Below are 25510 nucleotides of genomic sequence, written 5' to 3'. Positions count from 1 at the left end.
GCTTCTCCTAGTAACGGGGACCGGCGGACTGTGCCGGGTGCAAGACTAGCCGCTTCCCGGTGCCTCCCGCGATGCACGGAGATCTACGGCCTGGTGCCCACCGAGTACGCGGCCGCTCGATCGCGCACGTCCCGCAGATACTGACCCGACAGGTTGTACGCCATCAGCGCGCTCTCCCAGCCCTGCGCCGTCCGCAGATCACCGCCGCGGGCGCAGAGGTAACGCGCCGCCGTCAGCGCGGCGTCGTCGATGTTGTCCGGATCGGCGACGCCGTCGCCGTTGGCATCGACGCCCCACTTCTTCCAGGTCTCGGGAATGAACTGCATGGGGCCCATGGCCCGATCGAACTCGGTGTCGCCGTCCATGACGCCACCGTCGGTGTCCGGAATTTCGGCGACGCCCGGTCCGCCGTCGAGCGGGATTCCGCGAATCGGCGGTGCGACGAGACCGTCGGGTGCCACCGACGAGCCCTGGTACGTGCCGTGGCGACTCTCGATGTAGCCGATGCCGGCGAGTGTCGTCCACGCGATTCCGCAGTCGGCGTCCGTCTCGGTCATGATCGCCGCAGCGTGCCCGTACGACGCCAGGGCGGTCACCGAGATGCCCAACGCGTCGGTCTGGGGTTCGGCCCACGCGAGCAACAAGTCGGCCGTGCGTCCGGGCGCGTTGAAGTCGATGGCCGGTACTTCCGTGCCGGGTCCGGGCGGGATGCCCTCGGGAATCTCGCGTTTCGGTTCGCCGGTGCCGCACGCCGTCAATGCAAGAAGGAGCGACGCTGTGGCGAACACGCAGATACGGGAGATCACCACTCCATCCTGCACACGCAAGGTAATAGAAAGCTAAAGGCCGAGATAACCCCTGGTCAACGCGTGTTCGGGTTGGGTTGCAGGGTGTATGTTCTGGGCAGCCTTCATTCATGAGGGTCGCCTACCCTTTGCGAGGGAAGGCGTACCAATGTTCGACGCATCACAGGAGCATCACCCGTGTCCACAGTCGTTCTCGCCGCCGGTTCAGCGCCGTCGATCGCCACCCAGATGTTCGGTAGTGGCTTGATCGGCCTGCGCGAAGGGCTCGAGACCGGCATCGTCGTGATGATCCTCGTCGCGTTCCTCGTCAAAGCCGAACGACGCGACGCGCTCAAGTGGGTCTGGCTCGGAGTCGGCCTGGCCGTCGCCATGGTCGCCGCCATCTTCTTCGTGATCCACTACGGCACCTCCACCGTCACCGGACTGACCGCCGAAATAATCGCCGGAGCCGCCTCGCTCGTGGCCGTCGTCATCGTGACCGCGATGGTGCTGTGGATGCGCACCGCCGCCAAGAACATCTCCGGCGAACTGCGGGCGAACATGGAGAAAGCACTCACCGTCGGCCCCGCCGCAGTACTCACGCTGTCCTTCTTCGCCGTCGGGCGCGAAGGCGTCGAAACCGCATTGCTCATGGTCGGCTACGCCGAGAACACCAACGGCAGCCTGTGGCCACTGCTCGGACTCCTGCTCGGCATCGTCGTCGCCGCCGTGCTGACGGTGTTCCTGTACTTCGGTGCCGTCCGCATCAACTTCGCCGTGTTCTTCAAGTACACCGGCATCTTCCTGATCGTGGTCGCCGCCGGAATCCTCGCCTACGGCATCCGCGCACTACAGATCGGCGGCATTCTGCCCGGCGGCAGCGCAGTCGCCTTCGACATCAGCGCTCACTTCGACGCCTCGAGCTGGTACGGCACCGTGCTCGGCGGCATCTTCAACTTCCGTCCCGAGCCCACTGTTTTCCAGGCGATCGCGTGGGTGCTCTACATCGTGATCGTGTTGTTCCTCTTCCTCCGCCCGGTCCGCGTTCCCGCGGCTCCCGAGCCTGTACTTCAGAACTCCTGAAAGGCACCACCACCATGCGTCGTTCCACCTTCGCCCTGGCCGCAGTCGCGGTTCTACCGATGGCATTGGCCGGATGCACCGAAAAGTCCGCCACCGAGGCCGCATCGGGCGATATCGCCGTCACCGCGACGGACTCCTCCTGCGATGTGAGCGCATCCGAGGGCACCACCGGCAACTCGACCTTCCAGATCACCAACAACGGCAGCAAGGTCACCGAGTTCTACGTCTACGGCGAGGGTGACCGCGTCATGGGTGAGGTGGAGAACATCGGACCCGGCCTGACGCGTCAGCTCATCGTCGCCCTTCCCGACCCGGGCACGTACCAAACCGCATGCAAGGCAGGCATGGTGGGCGACGGTGTGCGCGCGGACTTCGTGGTGACCGGCGAGTCGGTCCGCTCGGCGGGCGAGGACGGGCTGCTCGCCGAGGCCGCCGCGGGCTACAAGCGCTACGTCGTCAGCCAGATCGACGCACTGCAGGACACCACCACCTCGTTCGTCACCGCCGTCAAGAGCGGAGATGTGGCCGCGGCCAAGGCGCAGTTCCCCATTGCGCGTAGCTATTACGAGCGCATCGAGCCCGTCGCCGAGAGCTTCCCCGACGATCTCGACCCACGAATCGACCTGCGTGAGCCCGACGTGGAGCCCGGAGCCGAATGGACCGGCTTCCACCGCATCGAAAAGGATCTGTGGACGCAGGGCCTGCAGCCCGACACGAACGCGATGGCCGATCAGCTCGAGGCCGACATCACCGAGCTCGCCGACAAGATCAAGGCCGACGACTTCACCATCGACCCCATCCAGGTGGCAGGCGGCGCGCAGGGATTGCTCGACGAGGTCGCCAAGACCAAGATCAGCGGTGAAGAGGACTTCTTCTCGCACACCGACCTGTGGGACTTCCAGGCCAACGTCGACGGCTCGCAGGCCGCCATCGCCGCCGTTCGTCCGATCCTCGACGAGCGCAACGCCGAACTGGGCACTGCCATCGACGCGCGCTTCGCCGAACTCGATGCCGAACTCGCCAAGTACCGCAGCGGCGACGGTTTCGTCTTCTACGACACCGTGACCGAACCGCAGCGTCAGGAACTGTCCAACAAGATCGATGCATTGTCCGCCGAAGTGAGCCAGGTGCAGGGTGTCGTTGCCGGACAATAAGACCGGACAGTTCTCCCGGCGGCGCCTCTTCGGCGCCGTCGGGACCGGTGCTGCGCTCGTCGGAGTCGGGGCAATCGCAGGACATGCGACGGCGTCGGGTGCCGAGGTGCCCACCTCGGATGTCGTCGAATTTCGTGGAGACCACCAGGCCGGAATCGTCACCCCGGCGCAGGATCGCATGCACTTCGTCGCGTTCGACATCACCACCGACTCCCGCGACGACTTCGTTGCGCTGCTGAAGAAGTGGACACTGATGGCCGAACGCCTCACCAAGGGCGAGGAAACGTTCGACGGCGGCGCGGTCGACGGTGGCCAGTACAACCCGCCGTCGGACACCGGCGAGGCGCTCGGCCTGAGCGCGTCCTCGCTCACGTTGACGATCGGTTTCGGACCGAGCATGTTCGATCGCTTCGACCTGGCCTCGAAAAGGCCTGCGTCGCTTGCCGATCTGCAACACTTTCCGGCCGATGATCTCGACCCCCGCCGCTCCGGCGGTGACCTGTGCATCCAGGCCTGCGCCGACGACCCGCAGGTTGCCGTACACGCCATTCGCAACCTCGCCCGCGTCGGCTTCGGCACGGTGTCGGTGAAGTGGTCGCAACTCGGCTTCGGACGCACCTCGTCCACCTCGACCACCCAGGCCACCCCGCGAAACCTGTTCGGCTTCAAGGACGGAACCGCCAACCTCAAGGCCGAGGACCCGACGCTGCTCGACGAGAACGTGTGGGTCGCTTCCGAGGACGATCAGGAATGGATGGCAGGCGGCTCCTACCTCGTGGCCCGACGCATCCGCATGCTCATCGAATCCTGGGACCGCACCACGCTCAAGGAACAAGAACGAGTGATCGGGCGCAGCAAGGGAACCGGCGCACCGCTGGGTCAGAAGGACGAGTTCGACGCACTCGACTTCGAATCCCAGGGGCCCGAGGGCACCTTCATCGACAAGACCGCCCACGTGCGCCTGGCGTCCAAGGAAAACCTCGGCGGCGTCCAGCTCCTGCGTCGGGGATACAACTTCACCGACGGATCCGACGGCTTCGGCCACCTCGACGCCGGACTGTTCTTCATCGCCTACTGCCGCGACCCACTGACCCAATTCGTCCCGATGCAACTGGCCCTCTCCCGCAAGGACGCATTGAACGAATACATCCAACACGTAGGATCCGCGGTATTCGCCTGCCCTCCCGGCGTCGGAGAATCGGACTACTGGGGTTCGACGCTGTTCGAGTAGACCGGTCCCCGCGTCGGCGTCAATGGACCCTTGCATGCGTCTGGCCGCTGCAATGGTCCATTCACGCACGACCCCGGCCTGCGTCGATGGCGCATTGCACACGTCTGACCGCTGCAAGGGTCCATTGACACAGGCGGGCGGTGAGTTAGTACGGTCGGCTCGGTCCATACGTCGTACATCATCGTCATCGACTTCGGGAGCACACATGGGACAGCTGGTTCGGGTACAGAATTTCACCGTTTCGAGCGACGGAATTGCTGCGGGGCCGGACCAAAGCTTCGAGAACCCGTTCGGTCTGGACCATCTGGCACTGATGAGGTGGTACTTCGCCACCGCCAGCTTTCCTGGAAACGCCGGTTCGGGCGGCAGTCGCGGACTAGACGATTACCTCGCCCGCGACTTCTCCAACAACATCGGTGCCGAGATCATGGGCCGGAACAAGTTCGGACCCCAACGCGGACCGTGGACCGACCACGAATGGCAGGGCTGGTGGGGCGAGGAACCACCGTTCCACACCCCCGTCTTCGTCCTCACCCACCACGCGCGACCATCGATCACACTGTCCGACACCACGTTCCACTTCGTCGACGGCGAGCCCGCCGAGGTTCTGAAGCAGGCAAAGGAGGCCGCGGGCGGTAAGGACGTGCGGCTCGGCGGTGGCGTCACCAGCATCCGAGAATTCCTCGACGCCGACCTCGTCGACACCCTGCACATCGCCGTCTCGCCCATCGAATTCGGCTCGGGCCTGAAGCTGTGGGATTCACCCGACGAACTGAACGACAGATTCGAACACGAGGTGATCCCCAGCAGCAGCGGCGTCACGCATCATTTGTTCTGGCGCAGGTAGCAGGTCCGGATCGAGGTACGAGGGGTGGATGGGAACCCTCAGCCCCGCAGACCCCAGTGCTCGATCCAGTCGAGTGCAGACATCTCCCCGGGCGCGATGCCGGCGTTGCGGGCCGAGGCTTCGGCGTTGCGGATCAGGGATGCAAAATCCAATACCCGACGCCGAAGCAGGTCCTCGGCACTGTCTCCGCCGTGCGAGTGATCGACTCCGATGTGTACGACGCGAAGGCCGTCGGGAATCAGTTCGTCGGGCAGGCCTGCCTTGGTGGCGCGGCCGATCACCTTTTGTGCCAGTGCCAATGACGGCTGAGACAGTGCGATTCCGTCGACGCAGGATCCGCGCGCCTTCTCCGAAGCCTTCTGCTCTTCCCAGGCTCGCTCCTGCTCGGCGATGTCGATGGGGCCGTTGCCCGTTCGACCGAGGTGCGGGCTGCGGTGGGTGAGCTTGGCGACGAGTCCCGCAGCGACGTCGTCGACGTCGAATGCGTTCTCGGCAGCATCCTGAGCAATTCTGGAATGAAAGAGCACCTGCAGCAACAGGTCTCCGAGTTCTTCGCGCAGGTCCACCAAGTTGCCCGCTGCGATGGCGTCGAGCAGCTCGTACGTTTCTTCCAGCAGGTACCCGCGCAACGACTCGTGGGTCTGCTGCGCTTCCCAGCCGCCGAGTGTGCGCAGGCGATCCATCAACCGGACCGCCGCGATGAGGTCGTCACCGGGGAGCTTCTCGGCGGCGATGATCCGTTCGCCGAGCCCGATCCGTTCCTGAACGTCGGGGTTGGCCGGGTCGGTGCTCACCAGAACAGCGTCGACGGCGTCGGGCGCAGCGGTTCCGGAGAACAGCCACCGCACTCGCACCGGCACTTCTTCGGTGAATTGCACGGGCTCGCCCAGAAATTCGACGGCGTCCACCGGGACCTGCGTGGGACGGACCGGGTCGAGCAGAACTACCGTCACCGCTACACCCCCACTGTTTGCTCCAGCAACACCGACCGAGATGGTTTCCCGTCCAAGGATAGGATGAGATCGGCGATGAACTGGACCAATTCGACGTCGCGTACGCGCGCCGCCCCCACGCCGCCGCCCTCGACGCGCGGCAGCGGCAACTGCACCACACCGGTGGTGGCCCGGTACGCAGCATTCGGGTACAGCCGCTTGAGGCGGATCTGCTTGGAATCGGGCAGATCCATGGGGGCCAGCTTCACCTGCGTTCCGGCGACGTTGACGTCGGTCAGACCGTATTCCTTGGCGATCAGGCGCAGCTTGGCGATGGAGACCAGGCGGCCGACCTCCTCGGGCAGCGGACCGTACCGGTCGACGAGTTCGTCGATGACGGCGTCGATGCCCTCGGAATCTGCTGCCGCAGCGAGCTTTCGATAGCCCTCGAGCCGCAATCGATCGCTGGTGACGTAGTCGGGTGGGATGTTGGCGTCGACGGGCAGGTCGATGCGCACTTCCTTGGGTGCCTCGTCGGTGGTGATGGGCTTGCCGTCGGCGGCCGCGCGGTACGCCTCGACCGCTTCACCGACGAGCCGCACGTACAGGTCGAAGCCGACGCCTGCGACGTGACCGGACTGCTCCGCGCCCAGAACGTTTCCGGCACCACGGATTTCGAGGTCCTTCATCGCCACGGCCATACCGGCACCGAGATCGGAGTTCTGCGAGATGGTCGCCAGCCGGTCGTATGCGGTCTCGGTGAGCGGCTTCTCCGGCGGATACAGGAAATATGCGTAACCGCGCTCGCGACTACGGCCCACTCGGCCTCGCAGCTGGTGCAACTGAGAGAGGCCCAGTGAATCGGATCGCTCGACGATCAGCGTGTTGGCATTGGAGATGTCGAGACCGGTCTCGATGATGGTGGTACACACCAGCACGTCGGTCTCGCGCTGCCAGAAGCCCTGCACGGTGCGTTCGAGTGTTTCCTCGTTCATCTGACCGTGCGCCGTCGCCACCCGCGCCTCGGGCACCAGATCACGAATCTTCTTGGCGGCCTTGTCGATCGAGCTGACTCGGTTGTGCACGAAGAACACCTGACCGTCGCGCAGCAGCTCACGCCTGATGGCCGCGGCCACCTGCTTGTCGTTGTACGCACCCACGTACGTAAGCACCGGGTGCCGCTCCTCCGGCGGAGTGAGGATGGTCGACATCTCCCGGATTCCGGCCAGGCTCATCTCGAGCGTTCGCGGAATCGGCGTTGCAGACATCGTCAGCACGTCGACGTGGGTCCGGAGCGACTTGATGTGCTCCTTGTGCTCGACGCCGAAGCGCTGCTCCTCGTCGACGATGACCAGACCGAGGTCCTTCCAGGCCACACCGGTCTGCAACAAGCGGTGCGTACCGACGACGATGTCGACCGTTCCGTCGGCCAGCCCGGCCATGACCTCTTTGGATTCGGAGCCGTGAGTGAAGCGGGAGAGCCCCTTCACCGTCACCGGGAACGACGCCATCCGAGCGGTGAAGGTCTGCAGATGTTGTTGTGCCAGAAGCGTTGTCGGGACCAGCACGGCGACCTGCTTGCCGTCCTGCACCGCCTTGAACGCCGCGCGAACCGCGATCTCGGTCTTGCCGTACCCGACGTCACCGAGGATGACGCGGTCCATCGGAACCGCCTTCTCCATGTCGGCCTTGACGTCGGTGATGGCCGTCATCTGGTCGACGGTCTCGGTGAACCCGAACGCATCTTCCATTTCGAGCTGCCACGGGGTGTCGGGGCCGAAAGCGTGCCCGGGCGCTGCCTGACGAGCAGCGTACAGCTGCACGAGTTCGCCGGCGATCTCGCGAACTGCCTTGCGCGCCTTGCGTTTGGTGTTGGCCCAATCGGACCCGCCGAGCTTGCTCAGAGCCGGCAGCTCGCCGCCGACGTAACGCGAGAGCTGATCGAGCGAGTCCATCGGGACGAAGAGTCGGTCGCCTGGATGGCCCCGCTTGCTCGGTGCGTATTCGACCACGAGGTATTCGCGTCGGGCGCCGCCGATGGTGCGTTCGACCATCTCGACGAATCGACCGATGCCGTGCTGATCGTGCACGACGCTGTCGCCGGCGACGAGGGCGAGCGGATCGACCTGGTTGCGACGCTTCGCCGGGAGCTTGCGCCCCTCGCCCGCTGCGGCCACGCGGTTGCCGGTCAGATCGCTCTCGGTGACGACCACGAGTTTCGCATCGGGAAAGACCAGGCCGTCGTGCAACGATCCGCACAGGACGTTCACGACGTCGGCGACGGGGACCGCACCGGAATCGAGATGTGCCGCAGGCACTTCGGCCTCGGCGAGGCGTTCGATGATGCGGGAGGCGGTACCTGCACCCGCGACGGAGATGACCGCACGACCACCGGTGGCGATGTGCGCCCGCAACGTTGCGAACAGGGCCGTCAGCGCCTCCTCGGATCCCCGCACCTCCGGGACCGAATCGACGGCGAGTTCGACTTCTTCACCGTTGCCGGATGCCAACGGACTGATGGTCCACCACGGACGACCGTGCACCTGCGCCGATTCGCGAACCTGTCGAAGTGAACGGTAGGCCGAGGCACCGAGATCGAGAGACGCACCTTCGAGGCTGGACGTATCGAGAGTGGAGGTATCGAGCGGCGCAGCTCCTCCGATCGACGCCGCCGTCCAGGATGCTTCGAGGAACTCCTGCCCGGTGCGGACCAGATCTGTTGCGCGCGTTCGGATTCGCTCGGGATCGCAGAGCAATACGTGTGTTCCCGCGGGGAGGGTGTCCGCGAGCAACTGCAACTCACCCGGTTGCAGCAGCGGCAGCAGCGCCTCCATGCCCTCCACCGGGACGCCTGCGGACAGCTTGTCGAGCATCTCCACCAACGCGGTGTCGCCGGCGTTGTCGGCTGCGAGGACCGCGGCGCGGTCGCGGACCTCCTGGGTGAGCAGCAGTTCGCGGCACGGCGGAGCGATGACGAGATCGACCTTGTGATCGGGCAACGAACGCTGATCGGAGACCGCGAACGCGCGGAGCTCGGTGATCTCGTCGCCCCAGAATTCCACGCGGACCGGGTGATCTGCCGTCGGCGAGAAGAGGTCGAGGATGCCGCCGCGGACGGCGAACTCGCCGCGCTTGCCTACCATGTCCACGCGCAGGTAGCCGAACTCGACGAGTCGGTGGATCAAGCCGTCGAAGTCGATGTCGAGGCCGACCTTGAGGGTCACGGGTTCGATTTCGCCGAGACCGGGTGCCATCGGTTGCACCAGCGAGCGGACGGTGGTGACGATGACGCGCAGAGGATCGCCGTAATCGGTGTCGCCGGGGCGAGCGAGCCGTCGGAGCACGTCGAGCCGCTTACCGACGGTATCGGCGCTCGGCGAGAGTCGCTCGTGCGGAAGCGTCTCCCACGACGGGAACATGACCACGCCGCCGCCGAGGATCTGGCGGAGTTCGTCGGTGAGATCGTCCGCTTCACGCCCGGTGGCGGTGACGATCAACAGTTGCGTGTGCTGCGCGATCGCGGCGGCGACGAACGGGCGAACCGAGTGCGGTCCGATGAGTGTGTGTTCGGCGGTTCCGATCGCGTCGGCGACGGCCACCATGGCCGAATCGGTCAGCGCGACGCTGGCCAGACCCGAGAGTTGCAGCGCCGCGTCGGGAACGATCGGGGCCGGCCCGGATGAAGAAATGGCAGGCAGAGAATCGGAAGACAACAGCAATGCTCCTACAAGCGAGTCGAGGCGATGGCTGCTCACACACAGTCACCACCGAGTCTATGGGAGCACACCGACAGCCCGGCGAGCGGGAGACGACGGGCTACGTCAGAGCAGCGTCGAGCATCGTCGAGAGAGACTCGGCAGCACTGCCCGACGGGACCGTCCGGCTCTACCCGGACGCCTCACATGCCGTCAACGGCGAGTATCCGGAACGATTGCGCGACGACATCGCCGACTTCGTGGGCCGGCACCGCTAGTTACGGGCCGAAGCGGATGACGCGACGCGCTGCGAATTCGCGGAAGTAGTCGAGCTTGTTGGCGGGAACCAACGCCGGGAGAAGGTAGTACCAGAGGCGCTCCATGCGCGACGGCAATTCCTCGGTGGTGGAGGTGGCAACTGCCACCATGTGTACGCCGGTGAGGATTTCCAGGACCAGAGATCCGATGGTGCGCGAATCCGAGTTGGGGTCGATGTCCCCCTGCGCGATGGCCTTGGCGGCGAGCCTGTCGAACGACTCGCTCCACCCGGCCATGACGTTGCCCTCGGTGCCGCGGTAATCGCCGATCTGATGGCTCAGCCGAAGCATGGCAGAGACCATGGGGTCGCTGACCGAGAGGTCGACGACGATGTAGGAAATACCGATCGCCGCTTCGAGTGCGGGGATTCGACCGTCGTTGAACTGCGAGCAGGCCGTCGTCAGACGAGCGTTGCCCTCGTCGATGACCGCACGTGCCAGTTCTTCCTTGGAGCCGAAATGGAAGTACAGAGCGCCCTTGGTGACCTGGGACTGAGAAATGATCTCGCTGAGGCTCGCGTTCGCGTACCCGAGGCGCAGAAATACGTTCGCTGCGCCAGCCAGCACGGTGTCGCGAGTGATTTCAGCGCGGGCCTGCCTGACCATGGGATCCGCCTTCGCAATAAGAACTGCCACTGCGCAAATTACGCCCGAACGGTACCACTGAGTGGCTTTACGTCTCGTGCCAACATGCATCGGTCCGATTGAAGCACTGTGCCGTAGGTTACACAGCTCTCATGGCCGACAAAGGGGACGATACCCCCTCATACGCCGCGGAGAGACCGAACCGTGTACTCATTCCTCGGTCAATCGAGGGTCCGCTTCCAGATTCGTCAGCCCGTTCCAGCACAGGTTGACCACGTGCGCCGCCACCACTTCCTTCGACGGGGTACGCACATCGAGCCACCATTGCGCGGTCATCGACACCATTCCGACGAGGGCCTGGGCGTACATCGGCGCGAACTCGGGATCGAGGCCTCGGCGCGAGAAATCTCCGGCCAGCATGTGCCCGACGCGACCGACGGCCTCGTTGAGCAGCGACGAGTACTTGCCGTCCTCGGCGGAGACCGGAGAGTCACGAACGAGGATGCGGAAGCCGTCGGTGCGGTCCTCGATATAGGTGAGCAGCGCCAGCGCAACCCGCTCGACACGGATCCGCGACCTGTTGAGATCGAGGGAACTGGTGATCATTCCCAGCAGAGTCGACATCTCGCGGTCGACGATGACGGCGTAGAGACCTTCCTTACCGCCGAAGTGCTCGTAGACGACCGGCTTGGACACGTTCGCGCGTCCCGCGATCTCCTCGACGGACGCGGCCTCGTACCCGCGTTCGGCGAACAGCGTCCGACCCACCTCGATCAACTGCTCGCGCCGTTGCGTCCCCGTCATCCGGACCCGAGGTGAGCGTTCCTGCTCGGAGGCTGCGCCTGTCATGGAAAACCGCTTCCGTCACCGACCGTGTGCATTGTCAGACGCCACCCTCGACGTCTCCCTCACCCTAACCATGTCCGAACCATCCGGTTTCGAACGTCGCGAGTGCAGGGACAAGAACAACTCGAACGGTCTCATGTGCGCCGCGGTTCGACTCACCACTACCTCGCGTGCGAGGATCGTTGCGCTCAGTGGGAGCGCAGCGGCAGACGAAGGCGTCGTTCGATTCGTCGGCCACTGATGAAACCGCTGGCCGTTTATCCGCCGTGGTGTAATGGCAGCACCTCTGATTTTGGTTCAGATAGTTCAGGTTCGAGTCCTGGCGGCGGAGCGAGCAACATCATTCACGCATGCCGTCATTCGCGTTACCGCCTGAGGAGCTCAATGCCTGTGCAGACCGCCGTGGTCGTTCTCGCTGCGGGTGCAGGTACCCGAATGCGATCGAAGACTCCGAAAGTTCTGCACCCCCTGGCCGGTCGCACCATGCTTGCGCACGCCCTCCACGCAGCCGCCGACCTGGGCCCCGACCATCTGGTGACGGTCGTCGGACACGATCGCGAACGAGTCACGGACGCCGTCCAGGACCTCGCAGCCACCTTCGGTCGCACGATTCACACTGCCGTCCAGGATCGCCAGCTCGGCACCGGGCACGCCGTCCAGTGCGGCCTCGCTGCACTCCCGGACGACTTCGAGGGCACGATCCTCGTCACCGCAGCCGACGTCCCGCTGCTCGACGGCCACACTCTCAAAGCTCTGCTCGACGAGCATCTGAGCGCCCCCCGGCCCGCCGCGGCCACGGTTCTGACATTCCTGCCCGACGACGCCAACGGATACGGCCGCATCGTCCGCACCGACGACGGCGAGGTGGCCGAGATCGTCGAGCATGCCGACGCCACGCCCGCTCAGGTCCTCATCGGCGAGGTCAACTCCGGCGTCTACGCGTTCGACGCCGTTGCGCTTCGTACCGCCCTGGGCAAGCTCAGCACCGCCAACGCTCAGCACGAGCTGTACCTGACCGACGTCGTCAAGATCAGCAAGGCGGACGGTAAAGCCGTGTACGGCACTCAGCTCGCCGATCCCGATCTGGTGGTGGGCGTCAACGACCGCGTCCAGCTGGCGCACGTCACGTCCGTGCTCAACCGCCACATCATCGAACGGCACATGCGGGCCGGCGTCACCGTCGTGGACCCGTCGACCACCTGGATCGACATCGACGTCACCCTCGGCGCGGACGTCCGCATCGAACCCGGCGTCCAACTCCACGGCAAGACCCACGTCGCCGACGACGCCATCGTCGGGCCCGACTCGACGCTGCGTGACGTCGAGATCGGCGAGCGCGCGTCGGTCGTGCGGACCCACGCCGAGCAGGCCGTGATCGGACCGGATGCCACCGTCGGACCGTTCACCTATCTGCGTCCGGGCACGGTGCTGGGCGCAGGCGGCAAACTCGGTGCCTACGTCGAGACCAAGAACGCGACGATCGGCCGCAACACCAAGGTCCCGCACCTCACCTACGTCGGCGATGCCACGATCGGTGACCACAGCAACATCGGTTGCTCCAACGTCTTCGCCAACTACGACGGCGTCAACAAGAGCCGCACGGAAATCGGATCCCACGTACGGACCGGTTCCGACTCGACGTTCGTCGCTCCCGTACATGTGGGCGACGGCGCTTACACCGGTGCAGGAACAGTGGTTCGGGACGATGTTCCTCCCGGCGCATTGGCCGTCTCCGGTGGTAAGCAACGCAATATCGAAGGCTGGGTCATGGACAACAGGCCCGGAACCGAAGCTGCGAAAGCAGCGGCGCTCGCAGATCGTGATCGGCAAGAACAAAAGGACGGCGAAGAGCAGTGACCACCCCTAATTGGATCGACAACCAGAAGAACCTGATGTTGTTTTCTGGTCGAGCACATCCGGAGTTGGCCGAGCAGGTCGCCAAGGAACTCGGAATCGACGTCACCCCGCAGACCGCGCGTGACTTCGCCAACGGCGAGATCTTCGTGCGCTTCGAGGAGTCGGTCCGCGGGTCGGACGCCTTCGTGCTGCAGTCGCATCCGTTCCCGCTCAACACGTGGCTGATGGAACAGCTCATCATGATCGACGCGCTCAAGCGCGGATCGGCCAAGCGCATCACCGCGATCCTGCCGTTCTACCCGTACGCCCGCCAGGACAAGAAGCACCGGGGACGCGAGCCCATCTCCGCTCGTCTGGTCGCGGATCTGCTCAAGACCGCCGGTGCCGACCGCATCATCACCGTCGACCTGCACACCGATCAGATCCAGGGCTTCTTCGACGGGCCCGTCGATCACATGCACGCACACAGCCAGCTCGCCGACCACATTCGGGCGACCTACAGCCTCGAGCACATCACCGTGGTCTCCCCCGACTCCGGCCGTGTGCGCGTCGCCGAGAAGTGGGCCGACTCGTTCGACGGCGCGCCGCTGGCGTTCATCCACAAGACGCGTGACCCGTTGGTGCCCAACCAGGTCAAGTCCAATCGCGTCGTCGGTGACGTCGAAGGCCGCACCTGCATCCTCATCGACGACATGATCGACACCGGCGGCACCATCGCCGGCGCCGTGAAGGTGCTCAAGGAGGCCGGAGCCGGTGACGTCGTCATCGCCGCCACCCACGGCGTTCTGTCCAACCCCGCCGCCGAGCGCCTCGCGAACTGCGGTGCCAAGGAAGTGGTCGTCACCAACACGCTGCCGATCAGCGACGAGAAGCGCTTCGCAACGCTGACCGAGCTCTCGATCGCGCCGCTGCTGGCTCGCACCATTCGCGAGGTCTTCGAAAACGGTTCCGTCACCAGCCTTTTCAACGGCAGCGCATAACAGTCAGTCTGTTTCACCCCGCCCCGCCCACTCTCCGTCCGCGTCGCATGAACTACGTCACGTCCGTGACCGGAACATGCAGCTCGCGAGGCGGGGGTGTGCGGGGCGGGTTTCGTTGTCACCTAAGATGACTCGTCGTGATCGACGCAGACTCTCCCCACGGCCCGGCTGGAACTACTACGGTCAGAATTGCCCGATGGACGCCGGGCGGGTGCGTCTGGTGCGGTAGTACCGACAGCGTCGAGGACTTCCGAAACGAGCCGCGCTGCGGGCTGTGCCGCGAGAAGGAAGCGGTCATCGACGAGGCCAAGCACTTCATCGGGATGTACGGTCTGCGGCCCCTGGGCGGCACGCTGGCGTCCGAGGACGAGGAGGAGCGCGAGTACCGCGTCACGGCTCGGGATGCCCGTGAGGTGCTCAACCGTATTCGGCTCGAGAAGCTGCCCGATCCGGCTGCCGTCCGCAAAGCGTTGCGTCCCAGGGCCGCTGCTGCGGGAAACACACCGGCCTCGACGACGTCCGGAGCGCCTGCGAAGGCACCGACGAAGAAGTCGCAGGCCGGTGTCACCGGAATCGACGCGATCGAACTGCAGTCACGTGTGCAGAAGCTGCTCGGCCAGCTCACCTCCGTCGACGAGCAGATCAGCGCACTCGACGGCGTACAGGGCCTGCCGGCACGTGCACGCATGAAGGATCTCGAACGGCAACGCACCACAGTCCTGTCGACGCTGGCCGCGCTCGAGAAGGCTCGTCGCCGCACCAACTGATCCACGTAGTCTGATCGAGTGCTGCGCAAGCGTTCGATCTCACGGCAGGTGCTCGATGCCACCTACGCCGTCGTCTTCGTTCTGCTCCTGCTGCCGTCGACGCTGAGCGGCCCGTACGGTTCTTCCGGCGCGGGTGTGCTGGTCGGTTTCGGCGTAGCGCTGGCCATCAGGCGCCGCTCACCGCAACTATCGCTGGCACTGGCCTGGCTGCTGGCCGTCGTGCAGATGGTCGGCGGGGTGCTCCCCCTCTCCGCGGACACCGCAATCTTCGCGATTCTGTACTGCTCGGCCGCTTACGGCGACAGCGTCGTTCGACGCTTCGGGCTCGCGTCGGCCGTCGGCGGCGGAGTGATCGCCGCGCTGTACCTGGCGTACGTGGACGGCAATCCCTTCGGCCCGCCCACGGAGGAGGGCTACCAAGAACCCCGAATCGCGCAGTTCGCCCTGCTCCTCGCCGGCCTGTGGGCCATGCTCGGATTGTCCTGGGCACTGGGCCGTCTCGCCTACGCCCGGCGCACCGCCATCGAATCCGCACACGCACGCGAGCTCGCCGAGGTACATCAGGCCCGCGCCGAACACGAAGTGGCAATCGAGCAGGAGCGCAACAGAATTGCTCGCGACATGCACGACATCGTGGCGCATTCGCTCGCCGTGGTGATCGCGCAGGCCGACGGTGCACGCTACGTACGCGCCATCGATCCCGCAGCCGTCGACACCGCGCTGACGACCATCTCCGACACTGCGCGCGATGCACTGACCGACGTTCGGGTGTTGCTCGGACAGCTTCGGCACAGTCAGGGCGATCTACCGAACCCGACACCCGACGATCTCGAGCGTCTCTTCGACCAGGTGCGCGCGACCGGACTGACCATCGACTCCTCGATCGACACCACGTCGGTCTCGTTGGGTGCCGGTGCACACCTCGCGCTCTATCGCATCGCGCAGGAATCGCTGACCAATGCCCTACGTCACGGTGATCCCGACAAGCCCGTCAGCGTCACGATCGAATCCGACTCGGCGGGCATCGAATTGACGGTGCGCAACACCGTGCGTTCGGTGCGTTCGGCATCGGAATCGGGCGGGCACGGAATCGCCGGTATGAAGGAGCGCGCCAGCCTCGCCGGCGGCATGTGCACCGCGTCCGGCAACGGCTCGTCGTGGACCGTGACTGCCTGGCTTCCTGCTGCCGGCTCGTCCACGAAGGGAATCGACTGATGGCAGATCGAATCGAGGTGGCTCTGGTCGACGACCAGCAGCTGTTCCGAGCAGGTATTCGTATGCTCATCTCCTCGCAGCCGGACCTGGAGTTCGTCGGGGAAGCGGGCAACGGGCGAGAGGCCGTGGAGCTCGCCGCGTCGGCGAAGCCCGATGTGATGCTCATGGACGTCCGGATGCCGGTGCTCGACGGTATCGCCGCCACCGAGCAGATCGTGGCCGCGTCCGATACTCCACCGCGGATTCTGGTGCTCACCACTTTCGATCTCGATGAGAGCGCCGCGCGAGCGATCCGCTCCGGAGCAAGCGGTTTCGTGCTCAAGGACGCCGACCCGGAATTTCTGCTCGCCGCGATCCGGACGGTCCATGCGGGTAACTCTGTGATCGCCGCGTCGGCCACGACGGGGCTGCTGGCGCACTTCACACCTACGCCCGAGGTACCGAAGGTTCCCGCCGAGTTCGCCACCCTCACCGCACGGGAGAAGGACCTGTTTCGACTCACCGCCCGTGGGCTGAGCAATTCCGAGATCGCCGCGATGGAATTCTTGAGCGAGGCGACGGTGAAGACACACATCAGTCGAATCTTCGCCAAACTCGCGTTGCGCGACCGAGTGCAGTTGGTGGTCTACGCATTCGAGCACGGACTCACCGGAGACTGACACCGAAGTCATCCTCTCGATGTACGAGGCGAAGACTCGCGCCTGATTACTCCTGTCCGCCCACTTCATAGCGTTGTGGGCATGACAACAACACTCCCCCCGGTCGCCCGGGCATTCCAGGTCAGCAAGTATTTCGGTGACTCGTCCAACCCGGTCAGCGCCCTCGACAACGTCTCTCTCGACATTCACGGCGGCCAGTTCACCGCCATCATGGGACCGTCCGGTTCCGGCAAGTCGACTCTGATGCACGTGATGGCGGGCTTGGACAACGCCAGCACCGGACATCTGATGTTGGCCGGTGCCGACATCACCGAGGCGAACGACGACGCACTGACGACGTTGCGCCGCACGCAGGTCGGGTTCATCTTCCAGTCGTTCAATCTCGTTCCCACCCTCGATGTTCGGGGCAACATCCTGCTGCCGTTCGAGCTCGACGGCCGCGCCCCCACCGCCGAAGAGGCGGCATGGACAGAGCAGCTCATCGACACTCTGGGATTGCGAGGGCGAGTGAACCACCGCCCGCATCAGCTCTCGGGTGGACAGCAGCAGCGCGTCGCGATCGCCCGCGCACTCGGTACGCGGCCGCACCTCATCTTCGCCGACGAACCCACCGGCAACCTCGATTCCCGAACCGGCCGTGAGGTTCTCGGCCTACTCGCCGCAGCGGTGCGCGAGTACGGTCAGTCGATCGTCATGGTCACCCACGACCCCATCGCGGCCAGCTACGCCGATCGCATCGTCTTCCTCGCCGACGGCCGCATCGCCGACGAACTGCCACGTTCGACGCCGGAGCAGATCTCGAGCTACATGCTGGGAATGGAGCACGCATCATGAACGGTGTGACTTCTGCTCGGGCGTCGAAGGAGCACGGCGCCAGTCTTCTGGTGACGTCGCTGGCGTCGTTCTTCGGTGTGGTGTTGATTCAGGCGACGGCGTTCCTGGTCGATATCTTCGGGGACATGGAAGGTGCCGCCGTCACGGCGCTCTACAGCGTGGCGCTGGTGTTCATCGGTCTCGCGCTGTATGTCGCGGCGGTGGTCACCTCGAACACGTTCGCAACGATCGTCGCGGGACGCACGCGCACCATTGCTCTTCTGCGACTCCTGGGTGCCCGGGCCCGTGACCTACGTCGATCGGTGGCCAGGGAAGGCTTCCTCGTCGGATTGTTCGGTGGTGCGGTCGGTTCGGTTCTCGGAGTCGGTGCCAGCCATCTGGCCCGTGCGGTCGCCGTCTCGGCCGGTCAGCTGCCCGATGTGGAGTACACGTCCGTTCAACCGCTGGTGATCCTGCCGGTGGTCATCGTGGTACTGACGACGACCCTCGCGTCGTATGTCGGGTCACGAAAGGTGCTGGATGTGACACCCGTTCAGGCGACCGGCGGTGCCGTTGACACGGGAGTGGAGGCTCCGCGGTCGCGCCGTATCAGGACGGCACTGTCGATCGTGCTGATCGCAGGCGGAGTGGCGCTGCTGGGGCTGGGGATCCTGGTCGGGATGGTGAACCCGGCCGGTGTTCTGGTGGCGTTCCTCGGCGGTGTTGCGTCGTTCACCGGAATCATGGTCGGTGCCTATCGAATACTGCCCGCGACGCTGAGGCTGGTCGGAAGACTGTTCGGTCGGGGGCCCGCGGCAAGATTGGCTGCGGCCAACGCAATTCGCTACCCGGATCGCAGTACCCGTACCGCTGTGGGACTGCTGATCGGCGTGACGCTGGTGACCACGTTCGCCGTCGCGATGTACAGCTACCGGTCGATGCTCGTCGACGAATACGACGAGGCCTCCGTCGACCAGGTACTCACCGTGACGGTGGGAATCATGACCGGACTGATCGGGTTCTCGGCTGTGATCGCGGCAGTCGGGATGGTGAACAATCTGCTGCTGAGCATTCTGCAGCGCACCCGAGAGATCGGTCTGCTGCGGGCACTCGGATTCACCCGCAAGCAGATTCGGACGATGATCGTCTCGGAGAGCAGTCAGATGGTGGTCGCGTCGATGGGTTTCGGTCTGATTCTCGGCATCGGTTACGGCTGGGCCGCAGCACAATCGCTGCTGGGCTCGCTGGATTCGCGCGGACTCACCGCCCCCACGCTGCCGTGGGTCGTCATCGCCGGAACCGTGCTGTGCGGTGGACTCCTCGCCCTCGGTGCGTCACTGACTCCGGCGCGACGTGCCAATCAGATCTCACCGGTGCTTGCATTGGCGGACGTCTGACCTCGAGGTCTGTACCGCTCGGCGATTGCCAGGGCCCGGCGGTACAGACCATCGTGCCGGCCGACGCCTCTGCTCAGGCTTCGCTGTCGAGTTGCGCCATCTGCGCCTCGGCGTAGCGCTCGCCCGCTACCGCATCTTTCGGCACGGTACTCTCGATCCGCGACACCTCCTCGGAGGTCAACGAGATCTCCGATGCAGCAATGGTTTCCGCCAAACGCTCGACGGTTCGTGCGCCGACGACGGGCACGATGTCGTCACCCCGGGAGAGGACCCAGGCAATGGCCAGTTGCGCGACCGAGACGTTGCGCTCGTCCGCGAGCTCGGCCAGCAACTCCACGAGTTCGCGATTCCTCGTCAGGTTCTCCCCTTGGAATCGGGGGCTGTGTGCACGGAAGTCGTTGTCGGCCAACACAGTGGACGTGCGGAACGTGTCGCTCAGCAACCCACGTGAAAGCACGCCGTACGCGGTGGTACCGACACCGAGCTCGCGGGCCGTGTCGAGAATGTCGTCCTCGATTCCACGCGAGACGATGGAGTATTCGATCTGCAGGTCGCAGATCGGGTGTACCGCCGCGGCACGACGCAGCGTCGCACTCCCGATCTCGGACAAGCCGATGTGTCGCACGTATCCCGCGTCCACCATCTCGGCTATGGCACCGACGGTGTCCTCGATCGGCACCTGCGGATCCAGTCGGGCGGGTCGGTAGATGTCGATGTGATCGACGCCGAGCCGTGCGAGTGTGTAGCCCAGCGCGCTCTTGACGGCGTTCGGCCTGCCGTCGAATCCGAGCCAGCTTCCGTCGGGTCCACGTAGTGCCCCGAACTTCACCGACAGCACGACCTCGTCGCGGTTGCGCTCGCTCAGTGCCCGCCCGATGAGCATCTCGTTGTGGCCGGCACCGTAGAAGTCGCCTGTGTCGACCAGGTCGACGCCGGCGTCGAGCGCAGCGTGGATGGTGCGGATCGATTCGCCGTCGCTGGAATCGCCGTATGCGCCGGACATACCCATGGCACCGAGACCGATGCGCGACACCGTGGGTCCGGTATTTCCCAATCGTGTTCTGTTCATGCCGTCCACTGTGTGCTCTGTGGCGATTGTCGCGCCAGAGAGCGGTTGTCAGGGGACTGCCCGTCCCTGGTTCGGCTCGACGATTCGGTGGACACTGAGCGAGTGGAACGTGACGAACTGGCCGACTTTCTCCGACGACGACGGGCGCTGCTGACGCCCGAGGACGTCGGTGTGTCACCCGGACCGCGCCGCCGCACGCCGGGGCTGCGCCGCGACGAAGTGGCACTGCTGGCCGGGATGTCCACCGATTACTACACCCGCCTCGAACAGCGTCGTGGGCCGCATCCGTCCACGCAGATTCTCGGTTCGCTCGCCCGCGCGCTGAGATTGGACGACGACGAGCGCGACCATCTCTACATCCTCGCCGGCCAGGCACCGCCCACCCGTGTCGGCGCGGACAAGCACGTCGGGCCCGGCCTGATGCACCTGCTGACCAAGCTCGACGACACTCCGGCCTGCGTCGTGACAGACCTCGGCGAGATCCTGGCGCACAACGCGATGTACCTCGCGCTGGCCGAGGACCCGCGCACGTACACCGGGCTCGACAGGTACGTGGTGTGGCGGTGGTTCACCGATGCCGGCACGCGCCGCAACTTCGTCCGCGAGGACTGGGATCGGATGGGCCACAAACACGTAGCCGATCTCCGAGCAGTGTCGGCCAGGCGAGCGGGCGATCCCGAGGTCGCTGTACTGGTCGAGCGTCTACGCGCCGCCAGCTCCGAGTTCGAGACGATTTGGAGCGAGCACCGAGTCGCATACAAGACGTCGGCGTCCAAACGCTTCGTGCATCCCGAACTCGGCGTGATCGCCGTTCATTGCGAGACCCTCGTGACCCAGAGAGAGGGCCAGCATCTCCTGGTCTATTCGCCGCAGCCGGGAACCGACGCCCGCGAGAAATTGAATCTGCTCGGGGTCATCGGTACTCAGCACCTGGGCGTCACTGCCTCCGAGTAGTCGAGGGCTCGTTCACACTCGACCCGCAAGAATCAGCGCGAACCGGGAATCGGAGTCGGACCACAGATGCTCGACGCCGAATCCCGCTGCAGCCAGTTCTTCGGTGATGCCGTCGGGTCGGAACTTCGCCGAGATCTCGGTGCGCAATTCCTCGCCCGCCTCGAAATGCACGTGCAGATCGAGATCGGCGATATACACCTCCTGCGTCGATGTCGCCCGCAGTCGCATCTCGATCCACTCCTGCTCGGCGTTCCACAGCGCGACGTGCTCGAACGCATCGGGATCGAAAGTGCCACCCAGGCGAGAGTTGATCACCGACAGCACGTTTCGATTGAACTGCGCCGTCACCCCCGCCGCGTCGTCGTACGCCGGAACCAGCACGTCCGGGTCGATGACCAGTCCGACGCCGAGGAGCAAGTGCTCCCCTGGATCGAGCGCGCCTGCGATCGCCTTCAGAAAGTCCTCGCGCTCCTCGGGGATGAGGTTGCCCAGGGTGCCACCGAGAAACGCGATGGTGCGCGCGCCCCCACCGGGCAGATTGTGCAGAGTATCGGTGAAGTCGCTGACGATGCCGTGCACCTCGAGAGCGGGAAACTCCTGGGCGATCTGCTCGATGGCTCCCTCGAGCGCCGTGACCGACACATCCTGCGGCACATAGGTCTTCAACGAACCGTGCTTGGCCCCTGCAGCGAGCAGGATCTTCGTCTTCTCCGACGAGCCCGACCCGAGCTCGATCAACATGGTGGATTCGGTCGCCTCGGCGATGTCGAGGGCATGCTCTTCGAGCAGGGCACGTTCGGTGCGGGTCGGAAAGTACTCGGGCAGCTCGGTGATCCGCTCGAACAGCTCGCTGCCCACGGCGTCGTAGAAGTATTTGGGCGAGAGCCACTTCGGCGTGGACGTCAACCCGTCTCGCACGTCCTTACGCAATTCGTCCACCAGTGCCGTGTCGGCGAGGTGTACCTCGACAGTGCTCATGTGTGCTCCTCTTCGTCGAGACGGGAAACGGTCAACTCGGACGCCGTGGCAACGACGAGACTGCGGTCGTCGACGGGCGTCCAGTCGGAATTGTCGTCGGTGGGTTCGGACGCGATCGTGACGGCGTCACCGGAACTGCGGACGGACAGTGCGTGATGCACTGCGGTGGCGTACAAATTCTCCCCGTCGCCGAGGAGAAAGTTGAGCCTGGACCCCGGTGCGCGCGCCTCGATACGCCGAACCAATGCGGCAAGCGCTGCCGGCGGTTCGAGGGTTGCGAGCAACTGCCGCAGAACGATCCAGACTGCGGCCGCGTCGGTCGGAGCCGGCAACGTGAGTGCATCTTCGGGCGGCACCTCGGACCACAGGTCGGTCAGTGAGTGGGGCCAGCCGCGGACCACTCCGTTGTGACTGAATGCCCAACGGCCGTCGGTGAACGGTGCGCAGGCCGATCGCTCCACCGGCATTCCCACCGTTGCCGATCGCACGGCGGCGATCACCGACGTCGAATCGAGCTGCGGCAGAACATCGTCGACCGCGGGGTCGGTCCAGATCGGCATGGCGTTGCGGTAGCTGCGAACCGAACCGGCCTGCCACCATGCGACCCCGAAGCCGTCGGCATTGATGGTGCCCCCGCCGCGCATGTCGTCGGGGGCATACGACTGCACCCGCAAACTGTGATCGCCGCCGGTGAGCACTCCCCCGACCGACGTGAGAGGGCCGAGATACCCGAGATGTCGGCACATTCAGCTGGGCTCGACGTCGCGGGCCAACCGGAATCCGCTGAAGATCTGGCGTCGGATCGGGTGATCCCAGTTGCGGAACGTGCCCCGACATGCCACCTCGTCGGTGCCGAACGAGCCGCCGCGCAACACCTTGTAGTCGCCACGAAGAAACACCTCGGAGTACTCGGCGTACGGAAACGCCTCGAATCCGGGGTACGGCTCGAAATCCGAGGAAGTCCACTCCCATACGTCACCGATGAGGTGATGCACACCTGCCGAGGAGGCACCGTCGGGATACGCGCCGACGTCCGCCGGTTCCAGATGCCGCTGATTCAGATTGGCACCTGCTGCAGTGGGTTCGGCATCGCCCCACGGGTACGCGTTACTGGTGCGAGTGTCGGCGTCGAAACGCGCGGCCTTCTCCCACTCGGCCTCCGTCGGCAGTCGCTTGCCTGCCCAGCGGGCGTAGGCGTCGGCCTCGAACCAGCACACGTGCACCACGGGCTGCTGCGGGCGAACCTTCTTGGACACCCCGAAACTGCGACGCCACCACGTTCCGTCGGAGTCGGACTCCCAGAACTGTGGCGCGGTCAGGTTCGCGTCGACGCGATGCTGCCAACCCTTCTCGGTCCACAGTTCGCGGCGTCGGTAACCGCCGTCGGCGATGAAATCCATGAACTGCGCGTTGGTGATCGGTGCCCGGTCGATGGCGAAGGTGGGCACGTGCACCGAATGAGCCGGTCGCTCGTTGTCCAGTGCCCACGGGTCGAGCGAGGTCCCCATCGAGAACGGGCCACCCGCGATGACGGCCTCACCCGACACCGGCACCACCGAGGCCGGTGGCGCAGGAGCCGTGAGAACCGCGGGCCCCGAACGCAATTGATGGGTCGCGAGCATGGTCTCGTCGTGCTGCTGTTCGTGCTGGGCGATCATGCCGAACGCGAAACCGTGCTTCTCGACCGGTCGACCCTCGAAAGTGCTGTGATCGAGCACATCCCAGGCCTTGTCGCGCACGGTCCGGACGTAGACGCGCGCCTCGTCCGGAGTGAGCAAGGGAAGCGACGTACGCGAAGACCGCGAGTGCTTGAACGCGTCGTACAGCTCGTCGATGTCCGGACGGACGGGATCGCGGCCACCGACGTCGCGTACGAGCCAGAGTTCCTCTTGACTACCGATGTGCGCGAGATCCCACACCAGCGGGCTCATCAACGGCGAATGCTGCGCCATCAGTTCGGTCTCGTCCACACAGTCGGTGAGTGCGCCGCTGCGGGCACGACTGCGAGTGAGGACCGTTTCGATTCTGTTCCTGAGTTGTTCGGCGCTCACACCGATTCCTTTCGAGTCCGAAATTCCCGTGTCGCCGTGTCGAATTCACTGGGGGGCTCGCCCGCACCGCATCGGCGAGATGCCGCCGACAGCAACTCGGAGTACTCGCCGCCGACCTCCGCGGCGAGTTGGAGCAATTCGGTTGCCGCCGCAAGGAGGTCGTCGTCGGCCAACCCGAAGCGGGCCGCGTCGAGCCACCGTCCCGCCGTTCCGCCGCCGATCTCGGTGGCGCGAGCCACCAGTTCGGGTGTGGACAACAGCGCCTCGAACGCCGCGGCCGGAACCACCCACTGACCGTCCGGCTGCGCATCGAGATAGCGAATCTCGAAGTGCCCACATGCGCGCACCTTGGGGAACAGGGTGGTCAGGTGATAATCGAGGTCACTGTAGGTCGGCGCGCGTCCGACGATGCCGGGATCGTCCATCCACTGAGCGAACGTGGTGCCCGCAGGTGCTTCCCAGTTCTGCGTGATGCCCTGGATGCAGAGCAATGGAACGTCGAGTGCCCAGCGTGCGTAGTCGGCAATCGGGTCACCGGTGTTCGGAACCGCAGTTCTGCTGGAATCGGTTCTGCTGGAGTCGAGTTCGAGCCAGGTTCGCATCCGCTGCGATGCCCAGTCCCCGGCAGGTGCTCCGGCGAGTTCAGGAGAGCGGGCAAACGCGGACACAAAGGCGGGACCGATGACGTGGAGCATGTGCCAGCGCGCGGCGACCTCGGCGCGATCACGTCCGGCGTCGACGCTCACCTGAGCCGCAGCGGTGTTGCACATCATCAACTTCCCGAAGGGGCCGATGGTGGTGAACCGATTCTCCATCGCACAGTACCGCGGGAGGACGAGGAGGCGTTCCGGTGCCCGAGCGGTATCGGCCGGAACGGACGCCATGTCGATGCCGGCATCACCGAGGATGTTCCGCAGCCGCTGGGCATCGGCGTCGAGCATCGGTGCGAGTCGAGAAACGGATACATAAGGCGAACTGGACAATTCGACCTGACCACCGGGTTCGACGGTGACGATGCTTCCGCCCGGCAACGACAGGGCGGGTGATTCGGGATCGATACTGCGCGGGGAGTGAACACCGAGCGCATCGGCCAGAGCCGAGAGGGTCGGACGGGTTCCGTCGTCGAGGGCGGTGAGCCACTCGAGTTCGGCACCGACGAGTGCCGGTGGCCCCAGCTTGAAACACACCTTCGACACGTATGCCTCTGCTGCCGGGCGCGAGCTCAGCCCGAGAGACTTCTCGTTGGACGACACTCATTCCTTCTTTCCGCACTCAACACGTTCTCCGCTCGGAGA

At 65.1% G+C, this 25510-nt stretch carries 23 protein-coding genes and 1 tRNA gene; 14 read left to right on the top strand and 10 right to left on the bottom strand.

Going from position 1 to position 25510, the window contains the following annotated elements; genetic code table 11:
• Window positions 1–83 precede the first annotated feature (83 nt).
• Entirely contained in the window at window positions 84–794 is a 711-nt protein-coding gene (locus CH249_RS16170; RefSeq protein ID WP_094683340.1) for a lytic transglycosylase domain-containing protein, read from the bottom strand.
• A 240-nt stretch (window positions 795–1034) separates the two neighbouring features.
• Here CH249_RS16170 and efeU point away from each other — a divergent pair, with 240 nt between their 5' ends.
• The 4 genes from efeU to CH249_RS16150 all read left to right on the top strand — a co-directional run bounded on the left by efeU (window position 1035) and on the right by CH249_RS16150 (window position 5100).
• Window positions 1035–1868, top strand: coding sequence for an iron uptake transporter permease EfeU (gene efeU / locus CH249_RS16165; RefSeq protein WP_045200201.1), 834 nt, complete (start codon window positions 1035–1037; stop codon window positions 1866–1868).
• Between the two features lie 14 nt (window positions 1869–1882).
• A complete protein-coding gene (gene efeO, locus CH249_RS16160) occupies window positions 1883–3022 on the top strand; it encodes an iron uptake system protein EfeO (protein WP_094683265.1) in 1140 nt (379 codons plus the stop codon).
• A complete protein-coding gene (efeB, locus tag CH249_RS16155) occupies window positions 3003–4253 on the top strand; it encodes an iron uptake transporter deferrochelatase/peroxidase subunit (protein WP_094683264.1) in 1251 nt (416 codons plus the stop codon). Before efeO ends, efeB begins: the two co-directional genes overlap by 20 nt.
• 205 nt (window positions 4254–4458) lie before the next feature.
• A complete protein-coding gene (locus tag CH249_RS16150; protein WP_094683263.1) occupies window positions 4459–5100 on the top strand; it encodes a dihydrofolate reductase family protein in 642 nt (213 codons plus the stop codon).
• Between the two features lie 38 nt (window positions 5101–5138).
• Here CH249_RS16150 and CH249_RS16145 read toward each other — a convergent pair whose 3' ends face one another.
• Window positions 5139–6053 (bottom strand): MazG family protein, encoded by a 915-nt coding sequence (locus CH249_RS16145; protein WP_094645610.1) that lies wholly within the window; start codon window positions 6051–6053, stop codon window positions 5139–5141.
• Window positions 6054–6055: 2 nt separating this feature from the next.
• Window positions 6056–9634, bottom strand: coding sequence for a transcription-repair coupling factor (gene mfd / locus CH249_RS16140; protein ID WP_256988352.1), 3579 nt, complete (start codon window positions 9632–9634; stop codon window positions 6056–6058).
• A 173-nt stretch (window positions 9635–9807) separates the two neighbouring features.
• Here mfd and CH249_RS28480 point away from each other — a divergent pair, with 173 nt between their 5' ends.
• Entirely contained in the window at window positions 9808–10005 is a 198-nt protein-coding gene (locus CH249_RS28480) for an alpha/beta fold hydrolase (RefSeq protein ID WP_256988346.1), read from the top strand.
• Here CH249_RS28480 and CH249_RS16130 read toward each other — a convergent pair whose 3' ends face one another.
• Together CH249_RS16130 and CH249_RS16125 are read right to left on the bottom strand one after the other, a co-directional pair.
• Entirely contained in the window at window positions 10006–10650 is a 645-nt protein-coding gene (locus CH249_RS16130) for a ScbR family autoregulator-binding transcription factor (protein ID WP_032395696.1), read from the bottom strand.
• A 189-nt stretch (window positions 10651–10839) separates the two neighbouring features.
• Window positions 10840–11478 (bottom strand): TetR/AcrR family transcriptional regulator, encoded by a 639-nt coding sequence (locus tag CH249_RS16125; RefSeq protein ID WP_082073772.1) that lies wholly within the window; start codon window positions 11476–11478, stop codon window positions 10840–10842.
• Between the two features lie 257 nt (window positions 11479–11735).
• Between CH249_RS16125 and CH249_RS16120 the strand changes: the two genes are divergently transcribed.
• The 8 genes from CH249_RS16120 to CH249_RS16085 all read left to right on the top strand — a co-directional run bounded on the left by CH249_RS16120 (window position 11736) and on the right by CH249_RS16085 (window position 19163).
• A tRNA-Gln gene (locus tag CH249_RS16120) sits at window positions 11736–11806 on the top strand.
• A gap of 53 nt (window positions 11807–11859) precedes the next feature.
• Window positions 11860–13332: a bifunctional UDP-N-acetylglucosamine diphosphorylase/glucosamine-1-phosphate N-acetyltransferase GlmU gene (gene glmU, locus CH249_RS16115; RefSeq protein WP_094683262.1), complete on the top strand. Its 1473-nt coding sequence runs from the start codon at window positions 11860–11862 to the stop codon at window positions 13330–13332.
• Window positions 13329–14312, top strand: coding sequence for a ribose-phosphate diphosphokinase (locus CH249_RS16110; protein WP_032395699.1), 984 nt, complete (start codon window positions 13329–13331; stop codon window positions 14310–14312). The genes glmU and CH249_RS16110 overlap by 4 nt, the downstream gene beginning before the upstream one ends.
• Before the next feature lie 137 nt (window positions 14313–14449).
• On the top strand, window positions 14450–15079 hold the full coding sequence (locus CH249_RS16105) for a hypothetical protein (RefSeq protein ID WP_230596802.1): 630 nt from the start codon (window positions 14450–14452) through the stop codon (window positions 15077–15079).
• Window positions 15080–15097: 18 nt separating this feature from the next.
• On the top strand, window positions 15098–16294 hold the full coding sequence (locus CH249_RS16100) for a sensor histidine kinase (protein ID WP_094683261.1): 1197 nt from the start codon (window positions 15098–15100) through the stop codon (window positions 16292–16294).
• On the top strand, window positions 16294–16953 hold the full coding sequence (locus CH249_RS16095) for a response regulator transcription factor (protein ID WP_094631258.1): 660 nt from the start codon (window positions 16294–16296) through the stop codon (window positions 16951–16953). The genes CH249_RS16100 and CH249_RS16095 overlap by 1 nt, the downstream gene beginning before the upstream one ends.
• 81 nt (window positions 16954–17034) lie before the next feature.
• The gene (locus CH249_RS16090; RefSeq protein WP_094631257.1) at window positions 17035–17787 is read left to right on the top strand and encodes an ABC transporter ATP-binding protein; all 753 of its coding nucleotides are present in this window, start codon (window positions 17035–17037) and stop codon (window positions 17785–17787) included.
• Window positions 17784–19163, top strand: a complete 1380-nt coding sequence (locus CH249_RS16085) for an ABC transporter permease (protein ID WP_094631256.1) — start codon at window positions 17784–17786, stop codon at window positions 19161–19163. Before CH249_RS16090 ends, CH249_RS16085 begins: the two co-directional genes overlap by 4 nt.
• Window positions 19164–19236: 73 nt before the next feature.
• On the opposite strand, the gene CH249_RS16080 is transcribed toward CH249_RS16085, so the two are convergent.
• Window positions 19237–20232, bottom strand: coding sequence for an aldo/keto reductase (locus CH249_RS16080; RefSeq protein ID WP_094631297.1), 996 nt, complete (start codon window positions 20230–20232; stop codon window positions 19237–19239).
• 102 nt (window positions 20233–20334) lie between these two features.
• Between CH249_RS16080 and CH249_RS16075 the strand changes: the two genes are divergently transcribed.
• On the top strand, window positions 20335–21186 hold the full coding sequence (locus CH249_RS16075) for a helix-turn-helix transcriptional regulator (protein ID WP_094683260.1): 852 nt from the start codon (window positions 20335–20337) through the stop codon (window positions 21184–21186).
• 12 nt (window positions 21187–21198) lie between these two features.
• On the opposite strand, the gene egtD is transcribed toward CH249_RS16075, so the two are convergent.
• Genes egtD through egtA form a run of 4 tightly spaced genes read right to left on the bottom strand, consistent with a single transcriptional unit; the run spans window position 21199 to window position 25468 of the window.
• On the bottom strand, window positions 21199–22164 hold the full coding sequence (gene egtD, locus CH249_RS16070) for an L-histidine N(alpha)-methyltransferase (protein WP_094683259.1): 966 nt from the start codon (window positions 22162–22164) through the stop codon (window positions 21199–21201).
• Window positions 22161–22910 carry an ergothioneine biosynthesis protein EgtC gene (egtC, locus tag CH249_RS16065; RefSeq protein ID WP_094658585.1) on the bottom strand — a complete coding sequence of 250 codons (750 nt, stop codon included), beginning with the start codon at window positions 22908–22910 and terminating at the stop codon, window positions 22161–22163. The genes egtD and egtC overlap by 4 nt, the downstream gene beginning before the upstream one ends.
• Window positions 22911–24215, bottom strand: coding sequence for an ergothioneine biosynthesis protein EgtB (gene egtB, locus CH249_RS16060; protein ID WP_179273274.1), 1305 nt, complete (start codon window positions 24213–24215; stop codon window positions 22911–22913).
• Window positions 24212–25468, bottom strand: coding sequence for an ergothioneine biosynthesis glutamate--cysteine ligase EgtA (gene egtA, locus CH249_RS16055; protein ID WP_094683257.1), 1257 nt, complete (start codon window positions 25466–25468; stop codon window positions 24212–24214). Before egtA ends, egtB begins: the two co-directional genes overlap by 4 nt.
• Between the last annotated feature and the right edge of the window lie 42 nt (window positions 25469–25510).

It is taken from the genome of Rhodococcus sp. 05-2255-3B1 (assembly GCF_002258545.1).
Taxonomy (GTDB): domain Bacteria; phylum Actinomycetota; class Actinomycetes; order Mycobacteriales; family Mycobacteriaceae; genus Rhodococcoides.
Note: the sequence above shows the minus strand (reverse complement) of the source record. Positions and strands in the feature narration are given on the sequence as shown.